The organism is Aristophania sp. ESL1100 (assembly GCF_058511235.1).
The window spans coordinates 932,208-950,830 of the sequence record NZ_CP196394.1; the positions used below are offsets into that span (position 1 = coordinate 932,208).

The window sequence follows — 18,623 nt, forward strand, 5'->3', positions numbered from 1 at the left end:
TATCAGGGTTGCCGTTGATTAACCGCACTATAAAACGTCAAAGAAAATGCCTGTAAATAATATCGAAAAAAAGAAACGGGTTGTCCTTGTCATCGGGGGAGGGATCGCCGCTTTTAAAGCCCTGGAAGTTGCGCGTCTCCTACGGAAACAGGGCTTTGCCGTCACACCGGTCATGACACGCTCAGCAGAAGCTTTTGTGACAAAGCTTTCTGTTGAAACACTCTGCGGTGAAGCCGTTCATAATGAATTGCTTTCAGCTGATCAGGAAAGTCAGATAAGCCATATTGCGCTTGCACGCTCTGCCGATGCCGTTTTGGTGTGCCCTGCCACAGCCAATCTTCTCGCTCGTATGACCTATGGTCTCGCAGATGACCTCGCAACAACAATTCTCCTTGCGACAACCGCGCCTATCTATGTTGCGCCTGCAATGAACGTGCATATGTGGGAGCATCCCGCCACGCAGGCCAATAGAACAACACTCCGAAAAAGAGGCGTGCATTTTATTGGCCCCGTGGAAGGCGAGATGGCCTGTGGGGAATATGGGATGGGGCGCATGGCCTCGCCTGAGGATATTGTTGAATCTCTTTGCGCCTCTTTGACCAAAAGCCAGAGCCTGAAAGGACGGAAGTTTCTGGTTACAGCCGGCCCGACACGTGAGCCGATTGACCCTGTACGGTATATTTCCAATTATTCGTCTGGATTGCAGGGATTTGCCATTGCAGAAGCTCTGGCACAGACTGGTGCTGATGTGACGCTGGTCAGTGGCCCTGTCACCCTACCGACACCTCCGGGTGTCAGACGGATTAACGTTGTGACAGCGTGCGATATGCTCAAGGAAGCACTGGCAGCTCTTCCCGTAGATGGGATGATTGCCGTTGCCGCTGTCAGTGACTGGCGCAGTGAAATCGCCGCAGACGAAAAAATGAAAAAAGGTCATCATGACCTTTCAATGCTGAAACTGGTTGAAAACCCCGATATTCTTGCGACGATCAGCCAGCATGAAGAACGACCGGCTCTCGTCATAGGCTTTGCCGCTGAAACTGAGAATATCCTTGATTACGCCCGGGAAAAGCGCAAAAAGAAGGGATGTGACTGGCTACTGGCCAATGATGTCAAGACAGGTGTCTTCGGTAAGGATTATAATCAGGTTTCACTGCTAGATGATCGGGGCATTGAAAACTGGCCTTCTGAAAGCAAGAAGGACATTGCGTGTCGTCTTGTAAAGAAAATTGCTACCTATTTTAACGAAATTTAAACGAGATACTGACTTTATGAGTAATTCTGTGACTGTAGATGTGGTTCGGCTCCCTCATTCAGAAGGACTTGCCCTGCCCTCTTACGCTACGGCAGGGGCCGCCGGGATTGATTTTGTGGCAGCTATTGATGCCTCACTGGTCATTGCCCCGGGGCAGCGTCTTGTCGTTCCGACAGGGTTGAAGGTAGCGATTCCCGCTGGTTACGAACTACAGATTCGTCCACGCTCCGGCCTTGCCCTCAAAAACGGTATTATGCTCCCCAACTCACCTGGCACGATTGATGAAGATTATCGTGGAGAAGTCTGCATTATCATAATGAATGGTGGGACCGATTCCTTCACGATTGAGAGAGGTATGAGAATAGCGCAAGGGATCCTTGCACCTGTTACAAGATTAACCTGGCGGGAATGTGCTACTCTCGATGAAACAGAACGAGGTCATAATGGCTTTGGCAGTACTGGACTTCAGTAACCAGTTTTATAAGAGCGGCAAGGTGGAGATGATGATCGGTCGATTATCCATGAAAAGGGCATGAAACCGTCGTTAACAGTGCCATCTGGTTTCAGACGGATGATCAGTTTTCTGATACAGAAAGACCGTTTGTTGGCAGGTGGCCTTATTTCAGCATTAGTGCTCTGTTTTATTTTATTTCTAAATACTCATTCCTTGCTGGCAGGACATGACCAGGTAGAATCGGTTGTTCATCTGCCGGTTTTCTCCCAGAATGACTTCTGGCGCGACAGTGCCGTCAGTTTTTGTGGCGTTCTGGCAGCATTTTTCATAACAATTTTATCTGTTTTATTCATTTTCTTCTTTTCTTCTGTTTCTCGCTACGCACGTCTGTTTTTTAAAGCTTTTACATCTGCATGGAGTATTGTCCCTGTCATCGCCTTGGCAGGTTTTGCCAATTTTATATTAAATGACTTCTGGTCTGTCAGTTTTCTGGCAGCCTCAACGCTGATTGCCCGTTGTTCCAATCCTGTTTTAAAAATTACGCCCCATATTCCCCCGCTATTGATTAAAAGTGCCAGAGCCATGAGGCTGAAACCCTGGCAGCAATTCTGGAAATTGCAGGTTCCTGTGGCTTATCCGGAGATGATCCGCTCAGTCGCTTTGGATATGCCTCATTTCTGGGTCAGGTTTTTAGGGGCAGAGTGGCTTTTATCCCTTCTTCATCCTTCAGAGGGACATGGATTGGGGGGGTATGTTCTTCTTTGCCTGAAACAACACGATTATGCTGCCTTTTCTGAAATTTTCGGCTGCATCATTATTTTAATAACGATTATCCACCTTTTTTGCATAAGACCATTTTTAAAACGCATCCACCGATATGATGTGTCTGCATCAGGTTCAAAAAAGACGATCCTCCATCCTGAAAGAAATGAGCATTCGACTGCCATATTCTGGAAACGTTTTGCTGTAACATGCTTTTTTCTGATTATTTCCTGCGCTTTCTTCATTTTTGGTTCTTCTGACATTGCACCGATTTCTGTTGCAGCTTTCAGAGCCCTGTTAATATGGGGAGGCGTATCAGGGGCAGCTCTTCTTCTTTGGATTGTGATTGGAGGGCTCAGCATAAATGCCTCTCCTTCCTTCCGCGTCCGAGCTCGCAGCTGGGCTTATATAGGCAGCCTTCTCCCGATTTTTCTTCTCTGCCCTCTGGTCCATTCTTTCTGGGAGGAATTTTTACTCTTTATCCTGATAATTCAGGGTGCTTATGGTGCAAGCGTTTTTTACCGTAATGAAGACCAGCCAAGGAATGATTTACTGGAGCTTGCCTTCAGATTGCGCCTGTCGGCTTATCAGACCTGGCGGCATGTCAAACTTTTGCTCCTGGCACCTTCCCTGGCAAAAGGAGCCATTCTGGCTTCTTATCCCTTATGGGATCTCATTTTGCTGGGGGGGATGATGATGACCACTGGCAGGTTGATGCAGGAAGATGATTTAGGAAACATAGTACTGATAACTTTACAGACAGGGCACTATGCTTCCCAGGCGGGGTTGTTCTTTCTGATCACGTCATTTTCCTATGGTTTAAATTATCTGCTTCTTTCCCCATTCAGCACGCACGCTCACCGCAAATTCAGGATGCACCCATGACAGATATTCTCAGATTGAGTAACTGCACTCAGGCTGCCCGTAAATCACGTCAGCAAAATATTGTTGTGGTGGAGAAAGTCAGCTTCAGCGTGAAAGAAGGCGAAATTCTGGGACTTCTGGGGCGTTCCGGGTCTGGAAAGTCAAGCTTGCTCGATATTATGAGTGGCCTTGATAAGCCTGTTGAAGGAACTGTTTATTGGGGCGATAAAGTTGCAACATCCAGGGATTTTGAAAAAGTCTCCCTTGTTCTGCAGGATGATTCATTATTCCCCTGGCTGACAATTGAGGAAAATATTCGCCTGGCTCTGGAAGCGAGCTCGTTAAGCAAACAGGAAAAAAACGAACGCGTAATCCGTATTATTGAGATCATGGATCTTGACGGCTATGAAAGCGCTTTCCCCCGGGAATTGTCACCAACTCTGTGTCAGCGTACAGCCCTGGCACGGGCCTTTGTGCGTGAGCCTGAACTGGTTTTACTCGATGAACCGTTCCTGAACCTGGAATTACTGGGGGCCGAAAATTTACGCACTGATCTGATCGAATTATGGATGGATAAAAGACTCAAACCTCTGAAATCCATGGTTCTGGCCACTCATGCGATTGAAGAAGCCGTTCTGATGTGTGACAGAATTCTGCTGTTTTCATCCTCTCCGGGGAAAATATCGTTTGAAATACCTGTGCCCTTCCCTCATCCCCGCAATCGGGAAGATAAATCATTTCGCGCCTTCGTCGATCAGGTTTATTCTCTTATGACCAGAAGAGCGCCATCTGTTTCAGAAGCGGAAATTTCCGAAGTCTCTCCTGACGTTTCTGAAAAAACAGAGGAAGAGGAAGCGTTTATTCCTCTTCCTGACCTATCCATTGAAGTTCTGGTCGGGCTGGTCGAAGTATTGGGAAGTGAGTCATTTTCCGGCAGGGCAGATCTACCGGAACTGGCACAGCGCCTTCAAATGACGTTGGATGACCTCTTCCCGTTGGGGGAAACATTGCAGCTTCTTGATCTGGCCCAGCTGGAAGATGGGGATATCATTCTCACACCTACAGGGAGCATTTTCGTTGAAGGCGATGCTGATGCGCGCCGTGATATCATGCGGACGGCCCTTTTGCGCGCGCTTCCTCTTTTACGGTTTGTCAGAAATATTCTCGATGAGCGTCCCAACCATAGCATCAATGCCGAGGCTATCAGACATATTCTTGAAAAAACCATGTCGCAGAATTACGCCCAGCAGACTTTGCATACAGCGATTGCCTGGGCACGTTATGCCAGTCTTTTCATTTACGATGAGGAAGCTGACAAGCTGCTTCTCGAAGATGAGGTTTAAGACGCCTGACCGTCCGAGTGATCTGGCAGAAAATAATTATGATAAAGCTTTCTGGCTTTGACCAGTTTGGGCCATATAATAACCTGGCAATAAGCGGCCTCCGGATGACGGGCAAAATAATTATGATGTTCAGGCTCTGCTTCCCAGAAATGCGCTTCTCCTTCGATTGACGTCACAATTGGCCGAGGCCAGATGTGTTTTTCATCAATCTCATACTTAATGAGCTGGGCTGATTTTTGCTGCTCCAGGTCGCCGAAGATAACCGAGCGATATTGCGTCCCTACATCATTGCCTTGCCGATTAAGCTGGGTTGGGTCATGTGTCGTAAAGAAAATACGCAACAGGTCGCTCAGTGAAATTTCTTCCGGGTCATACTCGATTTTCACGACTTCTGCATGGCCCGTCTGCCCCGTGCATACCTGCTTATAAGTCGGATGATCAATCGAACCGCCTGCATATCCCGGTTTGACCGATATGACACCACGAAGATTTTTAAAAATAGTTTCAAGGCACCAGAAGCACCCTCCACCTAATAAAATTGAATTCGTTTTCACCATGATTTTTCTCCGGATTGATCCTATCGGTTCTTTTAGAGGTTTTCTTTTTGTGACTGGAACTTCAAGATTTTTTTTCATATATTACCAAAAAGTGCATTTTATAATTAATTTGTTACCAGAACAGTCATAACAAAGAGGTTCTTCTCATGCCTGCCTACCGTTCACGTACAAGCACTCATGGCCGCAATATGGCTGGAGCCCGCGCACTCTGGAGGGCTACAGGAATGGAAGAAAGCGATTTCGGCAAACCAATCATTGCGATTGCCAATTCCTATACCCAATTTGTTCCTGGCCACGTCCATCTTAAAAACATGGGAGATCTGGTGGCTACTGCCGTGAAAGAAGCTGGCGGTATTGCCCGTGAATTTGACACAATCGCCATTGATGACGGGATCGCCATGGGGCACGGTGGGATGCTTTATTCCCTGCCATCCCGGGAATTAATTGCTGATTCTGTTGAATATATGGTTAATGCCCATTGTGCTGATGCACTGGTCTGTATCAGTAACTGCGACAAGATTACGCCAGGGATGTTAATGGCGTCCTTACGCCTGAATATCCCGACTGTTTTTGTTTCCGGCGGCCCGATGGAAGCTGGTCACACAGCCATGGACGGTATTGAAAAAGCCGTGGATCTTGTAACATCCATGGTTGTCGCTGCTGATGACCGTGTCAGCGACGTGCAATCCGAGCAGATTGAACGATCCGCCTGCCCGACCTGCGGTTCCTGCTCCGGCATGTTTACGGCCAATTCCATGAACTGTCTGACAGAAGCGCTTGGCCTGTCCCTCCCTGGAAATGGCTCTCTTCTGGCAACACATGCCGATCGGCGTTCCTTATTTCTTGAAGCAGGCCGCCTAAGTGTAGAGCTGGCTCGTCGTTATTATGAAAAGGATGATGAGACGGTCCTGCCCCGTTCCATTGCGACAAGAGATGCCTTTGAAAACGCTATGGCTCTTGATATCGCCATGGGAGGGTCCACAAATACGGTGCTTCATCTCCTTGCGGCTGCTCATGAAGCAGGCGTTGATTTCAAAATGAGCGATATTGACCGGCTTTCCCGCAAAGTCCCCAATCTTTGTAAGGTTTCCCCTGCCAAGGCAGATGTGCATATGGAAGATGTGCACCGTGCCGGTGGGATTCCGGCTATATTGGGCGAGCTTGATAAGGCGGGTTTACTTCACAGGAATGTTTCCTCTGTCCATAGTTCCAGCCTTAAGGATGCTCTGGATCAATGGGATATCGCTAACGGGAAATCAGCGGCAATTGAACGCTTTAAGGCGGCCCCGGGCGGCGTCAGAACCACGGAAGCTTTCTCCCAGGCCAACCGGTATAAAGAGCTGGATATGGACCGTGAAAAAGGTGTTATTCGTGACAGGAACCATGCTTTTTCACAGGATGGAGGATTGGCTGTACTCTATGGTAATCTTGCTGAAGAAGGCGCTATCGTTAAGACAGCCGGCGTTGATGAATCCATTTTAAGCTTCAAGGGACGTGCCAGAGTCTTTGATAGTCAGGATGCTGCTGTAAAAGCAATCCTGTCCAAATCCATTATTGCTGGCGATGTCGTCGTAATCCGCTATGAAGGCCCTAAAGGGGGCCCCGGAATGCAGGAAATGCTCTATCCCACCAGCTACCTGAAATCCATCGGGCTGGGAGCGCAATGTGCCTTGATCACTGATGGCCGCTTCTCAGGGGGAAGTTCCGGTCTTTCTGTCGGGCATATCTCTCCGGAAGCCGCTGAAGGAGGTCTGATCGGGCTGGTTGAAGACGGAGATGCGATCGAAATTGATATTCCCAATCGCCGTTTGCACCTGGACGTTAGTGATGATGTGATAAAAGCACGTCGTGAAATTATGAACCAGAAAGGCAGAGCTGGGTGGCAACCCGATAGAGAACGCAAAGTCTCACGTGCCTTACAGGCCTATGCGGCTTTGACCACAAGTGCCGCACACGGGGCCATACGCGATCTCGATCAGATTATTGTCCGGAAACGTTAAAGATTTGATGTCCCTCTTCCGTTTGTTGGCCACGCAAGAAGCGGAAGAGGTAACCTAATTAAGGGATTATTTCCTTACCTGATCTGGTGGATTGCTCCAATCCGCAAGCTCACCTTGATGGACCGAGACGTCATCACCCCACTGGAAATTCAGAACGGAATCCTGCGGCGGTAAATTTTTATTGAAGACCAGTTTCTTTTTTAGATCATGGTCAGAAGGTTTTATGTCAAGAGGCGCCCATATATAGGTTTCGCCGCTGACAATCGTATTGCCGGTTGCCGTTCCTTTATCTGTTGCCACAGTAATTAACGGCATCAAATGATTACGTACCTCAAAAACAACAATCCATTTACCCGCTGGAATCTCTTTGAAATTATAGACACAATGTCTCTTCCAGTTTGGAAAACGCACCAGAGTCCGGCCTTCTTGTGAAATACTCCTGCCCATAGGGTCTCTATTAGTGTGGATAAGATAGTTAAGATATTTTTTGCTGTAATCGTCATCAGGTAAAAGGACGGTCTTAAATCCTTTTTCGAAACAGATGTTTTTATTGCCTTCAGCAAGGGTATAACCTTGCACGGTTAAAGACGTATCGCCTTTCTGCCGTGCCCAGCCCTCTTTTGCCGGATCATATTTTTCACGGAAATGAGCACATCCACTCAGTAAGGCCAAAGAGACTATCGCTGATAATGTGCGACAGAGTTTTGTTTTTCGAGTGGTATGGATTTTCATTGTCACGTTCCATTTATGCAGCTTTTACAGAAACTGATCGTTATCTGAAAAAAGATCATACACAGAAAAGCATTTACTTAACAATGAAACGTGGAAAACAGGGCTCCTGAAAGCAGTTTTACCTTCAAAGCTAAGGGATTTATTCAAAAAGACTGGGAGAGGAGATAAAACTCTTCCCCCCTCCCTCGTCATGAATCGTCTCAGGAAAGACGCAACAAAGCCGCCCGCTGCTTCGTTAAATCAGCCTGGAAATTTTCCAGTCTATCCCGATTTTCCTGCACAACTTCAGGTTTTGCTCTGGCAACGAAATTCTCATTGCTCAATTTGCGCTCAACCTTTTCGATTTCATCCTCAAGGCGTGAAATCTCTTTTTGCAAACGCAGTTTCTCAGCCTCCAGATCGATGAGACCTTCAAGAGGAATCAGCACAATTGCGTCTTCAAGAACAATTTGCGCAGCCGCTTTGGGAGGGGTGCCTTCCAGCGGCTCTATGGAAGATGCCCTTGCCATACGGCCCAGAGCCTCTTTCCATTGTTCTGCCCAGTTCAGACATTGTGAGGATGTCTCTTTAAAGAGCAATGGCGCTTTTTGAGAGGGAGGAATGTTCATTTCAGAACGAACGGTCCTCACTTCTGAAATAAGACGAATGAGCCAGTTAACCTCTTTATTGGCTTCCGGTGCTTTTGCAAGAGAGGCAGGAACGGGCCATTCTTTCTGCTCAAGCACACCTTCGTAACCAAGCTTGCTCCAGAGAGTCGCCGTCACAAAAGGGATCACCGGATGCATCATACGCAGGATAATCCCTAATATATAGGCGCTGACTTTCTGTATCTCGATCGTTTCATTGCCATTTCCATTGAGAAGCGGCTTGGCAAGCTCAATGAACCAGTCACAGAAGATGTTCCATACAAAATGATAGCAGCAGCGTGCGTAATCATCAAAGCGTGAAGCTTCAAGGGCGGCATTGGCATTCTGAACAGCCTGCCTTGCCTCTTCGACAATCCAGCATCCCAGTGTTGTCTGGATTGATTCAGGATCAAAATCATTATCTGCGACAGCACCGTTCATTTGCAGAAAGCGCGCTGCATTCCATAATTTTGTGATAAAGGCACGATGTTCTTCAACACGTGTGCGCCCAAGTTTAATGTCTCTGCCAGGGCCCGCGCCAGCACAAATAGCCAGGCGGGTTGCATCGGCTCCGAACTCGGCAATCAGATCAAGAGGGTCAATACCATTTCCGCGTGATTTGGACATTTTCTGCCCTTTTTCGTCGCGGACCAGTCCATGAATCAGGACTTTATGGAACGGCACTTCTTTCATGAAATGCAGCCCCATCATCATCATGCGGGAAACCCAGAAGAAAATAATGTCAAACCCTGTTACCAGAACGGATGTCGGATAATAACGTTCCAGTTCCTCGGTTTTTTCAGGCCATCCTAAAGTTGAGAAAGGCCAGAGAGCTGAACTGAACCACGTATCAAGGACGTCCTCATCCTGGGTAAGTGTTACCCCTGCCCCAGCCTGATTGCGGGCTTCTTCCTCGGTTTCGGCAACATACGTCTTTCCATCAGAGCCATACCAGGCAGGGATACGGTGCCCCCACCAGAGCTGGCGACTGATACACCATGGTTGCAGGTCGCGCATCCAGGCAAAGAACGTATTTTCCCATTGCCGGGGTTCAAAAACGATTTTGTCGGTTTCTACAGCAGCGATAGCCGGTTTGGCCAAGGTCGCCGCATCACAATACCATTGCAATGTCAGACGGGGTTCGACGATAGCCCCACCTCTGTCCGCCGTTGGCACTTGGAGCGTATGAGGCTCGATTTTTTCAAGCCATTCAAGACGTTCCAGCTCAGCTACGATCTTTTTGCGCGCTTCATCGCGGTGCAGACCGGACAGTGATCTTACAAATTCCGGATCAGCAAGCTGCTCAATTTCCTGAAGGTTCGAATCAATTTCATCAAGCCAGATACAGGCACCTTCATCCAATATCGTCAGAGCGGGAAGGCCATGACGTTTACCAACTTCAAAGTCATTAAAATCATGAGCGGGCGTGATTTTAACCGCACCTGTCCCTTTGGTCGGATCGGAATGTTCATCGCCAATAATGGGAATTTCACGACCCGTCAGAGGCAGGATCACACTCTGGCCGATAAAATCGCAATAACGCTCATCTTCAGGATTTACAGCAACCGCCACATCACCCAGCATGGTTTCAGGACGTGTCGTCGCAATGGTAATGGTGCCGTTCCCGCTCTTGAGCGGATAACGGATATACCACATCGATCCCTTCATCTCATGATTATTGACTTCGAGATCAGAAATGGCCGAACGAAATTCAGGGTCCCAGTTAACCAGTCGCTTGTCGCGGTAAATCAACCCTTCCCGAAAAAGCTGGACAAAAACTTTCCGCACGGCATGGGAAAGGCCTTCATCCATCGTAAAACGCTCACGGCCCCAGTCTGCTGAAACACCGAGTTTGCGTAATTGCTGGATAATGGTGCCCCCATATTCCTTTTTCCATTCCCACACGCGTTCGGTAAATTTCTCGCGCCCCAGTTCCTTGCGTGAAATACCTTCTTTATCGAGAGCCCGTTCAACAACCATCTGCGTGGCAATACCGGCATGATCTGTGCCTGGCTGGAACAGGACATTCGCACCTTTTTCACGTTGCCAGCGAATGAGAATATCCTGAAGGGTAAAGGTCAGCGCATGCCCGAGATGCAGTGTTCCCGTAACGTTTGGTGGTGGGAACATAATCGAAAAGGCTTTTCCTTTTTTTGAAGGATCAGCCCGGAAATCCCCCCTCTTTTCACTTGCCTGATAAAGCTCTGATTCATACTCTTGTGGAATAAAGCTTTTTTCCAACTCTGATTTTTGTAATGAGGGGATTATCTGCTCTGACATGGTCTTCCAGTTTTCGGGTCCTGATAGTGATTATGACGTAACCCCCTGCTTTATCCTGTTTTACGCAAGGCGTTACATGAAAGAAAAAGTGAGGCCTTCTAGCGGCCAGGCTGATTGACTGCGTAATCTCCCGTTCCCCAGAGCCGGCCTTTTACTGCGTCAAAATAGGCTTTCTCGTTATAAAGGGGGACGTTCAATTTGAGGTCAATCGCTGTCAAGCGGCCGATAGCCGCCGCTGTCGCATAAGAGTTATAGACGTAACTGGCAATGTTCTGAATAAGGGTCTGCTGGGCCTGCAAAAGAGTCTGCTGCTGCTGCAAAACCTCCAATGTGCTGCTGGTACCCAAAATCGCTTCACGCTCAACACCGGCAAGAGCGGCGATATCAGCTGAGACCGCGAGTTTATTACTGCTGATACTTTCCTTGGCGGCAATCATCTGCTGCCACCCTGCGGATCCCTTCTGCAAAGCCGTACGCCGTTGCATGTTGATTTCATGGTGCGCCGCTTCGGCATTCTGCCTGGCCTGTCTGACAGCGGCATATTCAGATCCTCCCTGATAGATGGGGATCTGGAAGGCTAATTGTGCGTATTTATTTTCATTATCTGAATGAGAGGCCCCTTGGTTCCGTGATTTCTGGTACCCAAGTTCTGCTGTAACCTTTGGCAGGATTGCTGCCATCTGGACCGAAACAGAATCTTTCTGCTGCGCTTCATCAAAAAGGGCGGCAATCACGTCCGGGTTATTGTGAACTGCCTGATAAATAACCTCTTTTTCATTTTTTACAGGCAAAACCAGTGCCTGAGGCGGTTGCAGATCGGGAGCGGCAGGCAGCCCGACCGCCTGAACATAACTCGCCTGGCTCTGCTGCAACACGCCCTCTGCCTGTTGTCTTTGAGCCTGAGCGGTTGCCAGCGCCCCTTGCGCCTGAGCAACGTCGGTTCTGCTCAACTCACCAAGGCGAAAACGCTTATTAGTGGCATCAAGCTGTTCACGCAGGACTTTCTCGTTATTTAAACTGATTTGCAGCAGCTGTTCATTCTGAACAAGATTGATATAGGCGTTTGCAACAGACAGCAGAACCGTTTGTTCAGTTGAGATCAAACGGGCTCTTTGTGCCATAATCTGATTGCGGGCCTGCCGCGTAGCCGCAATGGTATGCCCGCCCTGATAGATAGGCTGGCTAATTGTAACACCGGCCATATAACCTGGGGTGGAATAACGTTGCCCACTATGAAAAGGTTGCGGTTTCTGACCTTTTCCGGTGCTTTCAAGGAAATAACTATCGTTACTGCCGCTATAGTAACTGATGGACCCTGTTCCCTGAATGGTAGGGTGCCATCCACTTTCCGCAGCAGGAAGCTGTTCATCGACCGATCTTAATTGCGCCCGTGCCTCTTTTAATTGAGGATTGGTGAGATAGGCCGTTGCCATGGCCTGGCGCAAGGTATGCGGAACAAACTCAGGCGCACCTTTCCCATCATATGATTGTGCCATCACCGCCGGCGCAATAAGGGCAGAACATAACCCCAGCCCAACTCTGAAAGGAAATCCTGTGAAGTTTTGCATATGTTGGTTAATATTCATAAGACGAAATCAGACCTTGTTTTTTCGGCCGGAGAATATCCTATTTCCCTGAAAGACGGTAGGCAGGTTTTACGTAAAAAAGTAAAATTATTGCTTCTTTTCTCTTGACGGCAGAAAGGGAAAAAGCCATACATCCCACGCGTCCTGTGGTCTGGTGGCAGAATGGTGATGCAGCGGACTGCAAATCCGCGAACGTGGGTTCGATTCCCGCCCAGACCTCCATAAAGTCGCTTTCTATCCCGTGTTACTGACTTTCCCGTGCCATCAATAAAGAGGACATCTATGCGTTGCCTGATTACTGGGGGAGCCGGTTATATTGGCAGCCATGTTGCCCAGAGTTTGCTTGATGATGGCCATGAAGTCGTCATCCTTGATAATCTCAGCACCGGACATAAAGCGGCAATCCCATCAGGTGCCACATTCCTGGAGATTGATCTTACAGATGCCCCATCAGTCGAGGAATGCCTTGCTGATGGCCCGTGGGACGTCGTTATGCATTTCGCGGCGTTATCACTCGTCGGTGCCTCTATGCAAAAGCCGTACGACTATTTTCGCACGAATATGCTCACCTCCCTCAATCTGATTGAGGCCTGTACAAAATACGGTGTAAAACGTTTCGTTTTTTCATCGACTGCCGCCCTTTTTGGCGGCAAAGACCTCCCTGCTATCATTCCTGATTCCGCACCAATAGAACCGGCTTCTCCATATGGAGAAAGCAAATTAATGATAGAACGAGCCTTGAAATGGGCAGACCGGATTTATGGGATGCATTCTGCCTGCCTAAGGTATTTCAATGCAGCTGGAGCAGACCCTCAGGGACGGCTTGGTGAAGATCATCGACCAGAAACCCACCTTATTCCACTTGCGATTGACGCCCTTTTAGGGCGCAGGCCAGCATTAAAGCTTTTCGGAAATGATTATCCGACAAGGGATGGCACCTGCATCCGCGACTATATTCACGTTACTGACCTGGCTGACGCCCATATCCGTGTCATTGATGCACTCGATAAGGGGTCCGTCACCTATAACCTTGGAAATGGAAAAGGTTTCAGCAACCTGGAAGTCATAAAAGCCATCGAATATGTGTCCGGGAAAAAACTCCCTTGGTCATTAGCCCCCCGAAGAGCGGGAGATCCCGCTTCTTTAGTTGCGGATTCAAGCCGTTTCCGCTCTGAACTGGGCTGGAAGCCTCTTTATCCCGATATCAACGCCATCGTTGAAACAGCATTACAATGGCGCTTGAACCATCCTGATGGTTACGGATCTTAATTTATTTGTAATAAGCTGGCGAACATTCGTTTCTATGTTCAATTTTCATGATAGCATCTTTTTCATCATCTGAATTATGATCTCCGCCTTTTTCATCGGCTAAAATACGCTCAACCTGCCAGGCGCAGGTGCTTTCAGGATGATTGAGAATAACCCAGGCAACATCATCAGCATTCTTTGCTGAGATTCCAGCATTGATTAATGTCTTTTTGGCCAGTGCCGGCTGGGTCTGAAAATAGGATTGTACCGCATCAGCCTGCACGTAAGGTACAGCTGGTGGCAGTCTTTTATTTAAATGATTTTTATCACATAGCTTCTGATCTTTTATAGCCGAGATCAGCTTCTTATCTGTGTCTTTCTCGGATTTACTGACCAGATCGGGCCGCACGAACTTCATGTCATGATAGCCGGTCAGATGCATGGCATAAATGGCGCAGCTGGACTGAGGCTTATGGGCAATGGCCCATACCGCCTTACGAGCCATAAGCTGACTTAATCCCTTTTGCTCCAGGCGCTGCTCGTCCTTCAGTCTCCGCGCATAACGCTCATGAGTATAATGTGTATTACGCTTTTTCTGCTGAAGAGACGAAGGATCAGTCGCATCTTTCATCATAGATGTACCGTCAGGCAAAGGGACAAAAGGCGTCTCCAATGTCACGTCTCTGCTATTGGCATAGGCCCCGGATGATGTAACCGTCACGAGAGCAGTCAAAGCCATTATGACAAAAAAAGATTTCATAAGGTCACCTCCTCTCCAGCCCCATTCAGTCTTTCTTTTAAAGGAAGAAAGCCCTGGCCTTCAACCATTCCTTTCTGCAAAAAAAGAAATATTCTGTGATCATTCTTAATGAAAGAGTAACGTATTTCTGCAGAGCACCATACACTATATAGACCCTCATAAGGGTATCAATTTCGAATAAAATTTACGTCCTAACCTATTTTATCACATTAAATGAAAAAGCTTTTGATAAGTGGTTTTATATGCTTCATAGGACAATCATGTTTATATGAGCTATCTCTGGTCTGATTATATGAAACTTTCTACGCTGTTTTTTCTTGGCACGTCATGCTTCCTCGCTGGCTGCACATCCAACCAGGCCCATTACGATCGGCCTGGCAACGTCTGGAGATGGCATGATTTATGGAAAATAGGCGATATTGTTGATGATACAGACGGTAATATCGTCGGGTTTGTTGATGAAAATGGTTATATATATGACCGTCTCAGAAACTATATGGGCCGAATTGAAACAGTCGGAACCATTAAAAAGCATAAAGCTGTTTTAGGTTATATCCACAATAATCTGGACGTTTATAATGCCAGACATCAATGGGTCGGCAATGTAGACCAGACTGGATATATTCTGGATCGAGATGAGCAATTAAATGGCACATTGTACGAAGATGATTTCACCACCTCTGCCATAAAATTTTCTAGAAAAGCGGAACCGTCTGGCAAAAGAAATACTGATAATCATGGAAAGCTGGAATATAGCGACGAAGTCTATAATTCCGATGGAAAGAAAGTCGGCATTATAACCTATATCCCGCAGGAAACGGATTATCAGGCACTCCCTATGGTTCATCCAGAAGATCGGATGATTACAACGAGCCGGACTTATGGTGCAGTTTTGCTGCTTGATTATGATAAAAATGCCATGCAGCATCAGGAAGAACGTTCAAAATACGCTTATAAGTGCAGTTTTGCTTATAGTAAGAACAAACGAGACATCTATAACCATCAAAATCAGTTAATTGGCTATATGGATAAACGCTCTGGCTTTGATGATCGCAATGTCTATGACCTGAAACATAACAGGGTCGGATTTGTCAGCTACGGCGGTACTGATACGACCTATACAGCCCTTAATTTCTATGATGAACGCGATAGAGCTGTCGGCAGAGTGCCTTATGGATTTGAGGAATCTGCCGCGCGGATGCTGCTTGATGATATCAATAACATGCACGTCCCCTGGGATGGTTTTGAAGAATGTAACGGCGGCTCACTAGGCGCCGATAACGTCCTCTATGACGTTAACGAGAACAGGATCGGTTCTGTTGATGACAAACTGAATGTGCTGGACCTTCACGGCCAGATCACCGGGCATATAGGACCGGATGGTAAATTATATGATGAAAACAATAAGCTGATTGCCAGACCTTCCAACACCACAGGAGCGACCGCTGAGATTTATAAAGGTACCTTAACGCGCTTTGAACAAGCCCATAAGATCCTTGTAACCTATCAGGATCGACAGCGTGAAAGAGATGACCAAAAGGCCCGTAAAGAGCAAGCAACAAAACAAGAGCTCAAAAAAGAGAAGACAAACAGGAACTAAACAGAGATCATGAGGCTTTTACCTTCAACCATATGCTTCGTAAGCTCTTTTGACGAAGGATGACATTGTGAAACTGGCCTCTTCTTCATTTTCTATTTTTGGCCTGAGTATCGTCTTACTTTGTCCTCTCTGGAGTATAAAACCTGCCTGCGCCGAAGAGCATAGCTGGCAAAAAGGTCTTCTACGTGATGCTCATAATAATATCATAGGGTATGTTGATGCTGGAGGGCGCCTCTATAACAAAAAGGGGCAACGTTATGGCAGCATTGATTCAGATGGTGCTGTAAGAGATAAGTTCGGCCAGTTACTTGGCGACGTCACCATTAACGGCTTAATCGATTTAAATGGTTCACGCATAGGCCATATCGATTCAGACGGTACCGTCAGAGGAACAGATGGAACAAAATTAGGAACCATAACATCGGACGGAAAAGTATATGCAGACCACCCAGAGCGTCCATTAGGGAGCATTCCACCAGCCGATAAGGCCCTGGGCGCCTTAATGATTTTAAAAGCAAAAGAAAACGAGCATTAAATCACGTAAAGAGATCCGGTCTTTTTTAGGCGGATTACCCTAAGCTGGTAATTAGAACCGCCCAGTCAGAATCTTATTGTTCTTTTACCCTTGAATACGAAAAACGGCACTCTCAAAAATCGTTCATTCTCTGCAATCGTATCAAAGCGTCATCAATATGACGTATGTCCTCTGCATGGAGCATAAAGCCCTCACGATTATCCTCTGCTTTCCACCGTAAGGCAGATAAGGGTATCATCAAATCGACCGCAGACCGTAAATGTAATAACATTTCCCCTATTGCCAGTAACAGCTCTATAAAAGCCGCAACCTCAGCGCCATCAAGCCAGAATCCTAAATGATTTTGGCCGATTATCCTCTGCGCTTCTGCAAGAAGGGGAGAAAGATCGGGGGCCGTCTTTTTATCAGAGGGAAAATCAGCCGGAAAAGAAGTTTCCGATATTTTCTCATCAGAGTGAGAACACATCAGCTTATCCTCTTTTCACGGCTGACATTAATGGATGATGGAAACTGCCATCTTCCCGATTGATCCGCCGCCCTGAACATATGTACGTAACAGACAACGTCCAGAAAAAAGAACTCAAAGAAACAAGAAAGACCACCATTTCTTCAACAGAAGAAATAGCCAAAGAGCGTGCATCATCTAACTCATATGAATTAAACGTCGTATACCCTCTTTTGGCAACATGATATGCCATGTTATACATCGCAATAGTCATAGACTGAGGCCTTTCTCAGTTTGTGATCAGGATTAATCGAGAAGTGCCAGCTTCCCGGTTGATCCGCCGTTAACGCTGTCATAAAATGAACAAACAGTCAATGGTCTTCTTTTTCAGAATCAAGAATACCCTTTATATTTTAAAGAGATAGGTTAGTTTTAATAAGTATTATTTATTTATTAATATTACTATATATGGTTTAGTTTATAAATATCTTAAAAGATAAAAAACTATTATAGATCGTTATTAATTACTTTTTATCGACGCATGGATAAATGGTTACAATTATTAAAACGCTTCTTGATAACAAGAAACAGAACGATCACTAGTGAATCTATGAATTGTCAGGAGACCCCTTCACTAAAAAGGTTTCCGATACTCATATCCGGTAAAGATTTTATAGGGAGAGAGCGAGCCGCTTCATCAAAATAGGGCAAACTTCCCCATAATGAATGGCTTCCGACTATATAAAGGCGCCGTTTGGCACGAGAAACGGCAACATTAAGAAGATTTGGCTTACTGGATGCCCATAAAGCCGAGCCTAAATTTTTCTCATCTACACCTAAAACAAGAATCACAGCATCTTCTTCTTTTCCTTGAAATGTATGAATTGTACCAATTCGTTCATCAACCCAATTCTGAAATCCTTTAATTGATTTTTGATGATTTAAAGAAAATTCTTCATAATTCTTCATTAACGTATTTTTTATTTCATTTTTAATCTCCTTAAATGGTGATATAATAAACAAGTCAAATGATTTATTCTCATTTTTAATAAAGTTGCCAAACAAGGTGAGTAATGTTCATCTTCTGTATAAGGCGAAAGCTTGCAGATTACTTTCACTAAAGGCCTGGATAATGGAAAAACGGGCTCTACCTGAAGTGGATCACCTATGATAACCGATCTTTTAGCCCTATAAAGGGCACCTACAGCAGCCTGTGGCATTGCCTGTCCTGCTTCATCTATAAAAACCCAACCAAGAGCTTCTGCTCCCAATCTTAGAAACTGCCTCGCGAAAGATTCACCATAACGTAATATTTTGAAAATAATTAATAGAACATTACATTAGAATAACGGTTAATAACTATTTGAATAATCTAATGTTTTCCGCTTCACGGAAGTTTATTTTACGGATAAGCCTGCTGGCGGAGGGGATGGGATTCGAACCCACGGTACGACTTGACATCGTACAACGGTTTAGCAAACCGCCGCCTTCAGCCTCTCGGCCACCCCTCCGCTCTTTACGCAGATAACACGGCGTTTGCAAAAGTGTTCATAAGGGTAAAACAATGGTTCGTCAA

17 protein-coding genes and 2 tRNA genes are annotated in these 18,623 nt (G+C 46.5%); 9 read left to right on the top strand and 10 right to left on the bottom strand.

Annotation, left to right across the window (positions count from 1 at the left end):
* The first annotated feature begins 46 nt into the window (after positions 1-46).
* From coaBC to ACSYSY_RS04460, 4 genes are read left to right on the top strand one after another with little or no spacing between them, the layout of a single operon-like run.
* Positions 47-1,255, top strand: coding sequence for a bifunctional phosphopantothenoylcysteine decarboxylase/phosphopantothenate--cysteine ligase CoaBC (gene coaBC / locus ACSYSY_RS04445; RefSeq protein WP_491708094.1), 1,209 nt, complete (start codon positions 47-49; stop codon positions 1,253-1,255).
* 16 nt (positions 1,256-1,271) lie between these two features.
* Positions 1,272-1,727 (top strand): dUTP diphosphatase, encoded by a 456-nt coding sequence (dut, locus tag ACSYSY_RS04450; RefSeq protein WP_491708095.1) that lies wholly within the window; start codon positions 1,272-1,274, stop codon positions 1,725-1,727.
* Between the two features lie 60 nt (positions 1,728-1,787).
* Positions 1,788-3,356 (top strand): ABC transporter permease subunit, encoded by a 1,569-nt coding sequence (locus ACSYSY_RS04455; RefSeq protein WP_491708096.1) that lies wholly within the window; start codon positions 1,788-1,790, stop codon positions 3,354-3,356.
* Complete coding sequence (locus ACSYSY_RS04460) at positions 3,353-4,678, top strand: ABC transporter ATP-binding protein (protein WP_491708097.1); 1,326 nt, start codon at positions 3,353-3,355, stop codon at positions 4,676-4,678. The genes ACSYSY_RS04455 and ACSYSY_RS04460 overlap by 4 nt, the downstream gene beginning before the upstream one ends.
* On the opposite strand, the gene msrA is transcribed toward ACSYSY_RS04460, so the two are convergent.
* Positions 4,675-5,235 carry a peptide-methionine (S)-S-oxide reductase MsrA gene (gene msrA / locus ACSYSY_RS04465; RefSeq protein ID WP_491708098.1) on the bottom strand — a complete coding sequence of 187 codons (561 nt, stop codon included), beginning with the start codon at positions 5,233-5,235 and terminating at the stop codon, positions 4,675-4,677. The two genes, ACSYSY_RS04460 and msrA, sit on opposite strands and share 4 nt — an antisense overlap.
* Before the next feature lie 146 nt (positions 5,236-5,381).
* Here msrA and ilvD point away from each other — a divergent pair, with 146 nt between their 5' ends.
* Entirely contained in the window at positions 5,382-7,235 is a 1,854-nt protein-coding gene (ilvD, locus tag ACSYSY_RS04470; protein ID WP_491708099.1) for a dihydroxy-acid dehydratase, read from the top strand.
* A 66-nt stretch (positions 7,236-7,301) separates the two neighbouring features.
* On the opposite strand, the gene ACSYSY_RS04475 is transcribed toward ilvD, so the two are convergent.
* From ACSYSY_RS04475 to ACSYSY_RS04485, 3 genes are all read right to left on the bottom strand, one after another.
* The gene (locus ACSYSY_RS04475) at positions 7,302-7,967 is read right to left on the bottom strand and encodes a hypothetical protein (RefSeq protein WP_491708100.1); all 666 of its coding nucleotides are present in this window, start codon (positions 7,965-7,967) and stop codon (positions 7,302-7,304) included.
* Positions 7,968-8,167: 200 nt separating this feature from the next.
* Positions 8,168-10,873, bottom strand: coding sequence for a valine--tRNA ligase (locus tag ACSYSY_RS04480; protein ID WP_491708101.1), 2,706 nt, complete (start codon positions 10,871-10,873; stop codon positions 8,168-8,170).
* A 98-nt stretch (positions 10,874-10,971) separates the two neighbouring features.
* Entirely contained in the window at positions 10,972-12,459 is a 1,488-nt protein-coding gene (locus tag ACSYSY_RS04485) for a TolC family outer membrane protein (RefSeq protein ID WP_491708102.1), read from the bottom strand.
* 148 nt (positions 12,460-12,607) lie between these two features.
* Between ACSYSY_RS04485 and ACSYSY_RS04490 the strand changes: the two genes are divergently transcribed.
* Positions 12,608-12,681, top strand: a tRNA-Cys gene (locus tag ACSYSY_RS04490).
* 60 nt (positions 12,682-12,741) lie between these two features.
* A complete protein-coding gene (galE, locus tag ACSYSY_RS04495) occupies positions 12,742-13,728 on the top strand; it encodes a UDP-glucose 4-epimerase GalE (RefSeq protein WP_491708103.1) in 987 nt (328 codons plus the stop codon).
* A gap of 1 nt (position 13,729) precedes the next feature.
* Here galE and ACSYSY_RS04500 read toward each other — a convergent pair whose 3' ends face one another.
* Positions 13,730-14,467 carry a hypothetical protein gene (locus ACSYSY_RS04500; protein WP_491708104.1) on the bottom strand — a complete coding sequence of 246 codons (738 nt, stop codon included), beginning with the start codon at positions 14,465-14,467 and terminating at the stop codon, positions 13,730-13,732.
* A gap of 268 nt (positions 14,468-14,735) precedes the next feature.
* Between ACSYSY_RS04500 and ACSYSY_RS04505 the strand changes: the two genes are divergently transcribed.
* Positions 14,736-16,067: a hypothetical protein gene (locus tag ACSYSY_RS04505; RefSeq protein WP_491708105.1), complete on the top strand. Its 1,332-nt coding sequence runs from the start codon at positions 14,736-14,738 to the stop codon at positions 16,065-16,067.
* A 67-nt stretch (positions 16,068-16,134) separates the two neighbouring features.
* Positions 16,135-16,602, top strand: coding sequence for a 5-fold beta-flower protein (locus ACSYSY_RS04510; RefSeq protein ID WP_491708106.1), 468 nt, complete (start codon positions 16,135-16,137; stop codon positions 16,600-16,602).
* Positions 16,603-16,714: 112 nt separating this feature from the next.
* Here ACSYSY_RS04510 and ACSYSY_RS04515 read toward each other — a convergent pair whose 3' ends face one another.
* From ACSYSY_RS04515 to ACSYSY_RS04535, 5 genes are all read right to left on the bottom strand, one after another.
* On the bottom strand, positions 16,715-17,068 hold the full coding sequence (locus tag ACSYSY_RS04515) for a hypothetical protein (RefSeq protein WP_491708107.1): 354 nt from the start codon (positions 17,066-17,068) through the stop codon (positions 16,715-16,717).
* 4 nt (positions 17,069-17,072) lie between these two features.
* The gene (locus ACSYSY_RS04520) at positions 17,073-17,321 is read right to left on the bottom strand and encodes a hypothetical protein (protein ID WP_491708108.1); all 249 of its coding nucleotides are present in this window, start codon (positions 17,319-17,321) and stop codon (positions 17,073-17,075) included.
* A 344-nt stretch (positions 17,322-17,665) separates the two neighbouring features.
* The gene (locus ACSYSY_RS04525; protein WP_491708109.1) at positions 17,666-18,112 is read right to left on the bottom strand and encodes an AAA domain-containing protein; all 447 of its coding nucleotides are present in this window, start codon (positions 18,110-18,112) and stop codon (positions 17,666-17,668) included.
* Complete coding sequence (locus ACSYSY_RS04530) at positions 18,028-18,318, bottom strand: AAA domain-containing protein (RefSeq protein ID WP_491708110.1); 291 nt, start codon at positions 18,316-18,318, stop codon at positions 18,028-18,030. Before ACSYSY_RS04530 ends, ACSYSY_RS04525 begins: the two co-directional genes overlap by 85 nt.
* 147 nt (positions 18,319-18,465) lie before the next feature.
* Positions 18,466-18,558 (bottom strand) — tRNA-Ser (locus ACSYSY_RS04535).
* Between the last annotated feature and the right edge of the window lie 65 nt (positions 18,559-18,623).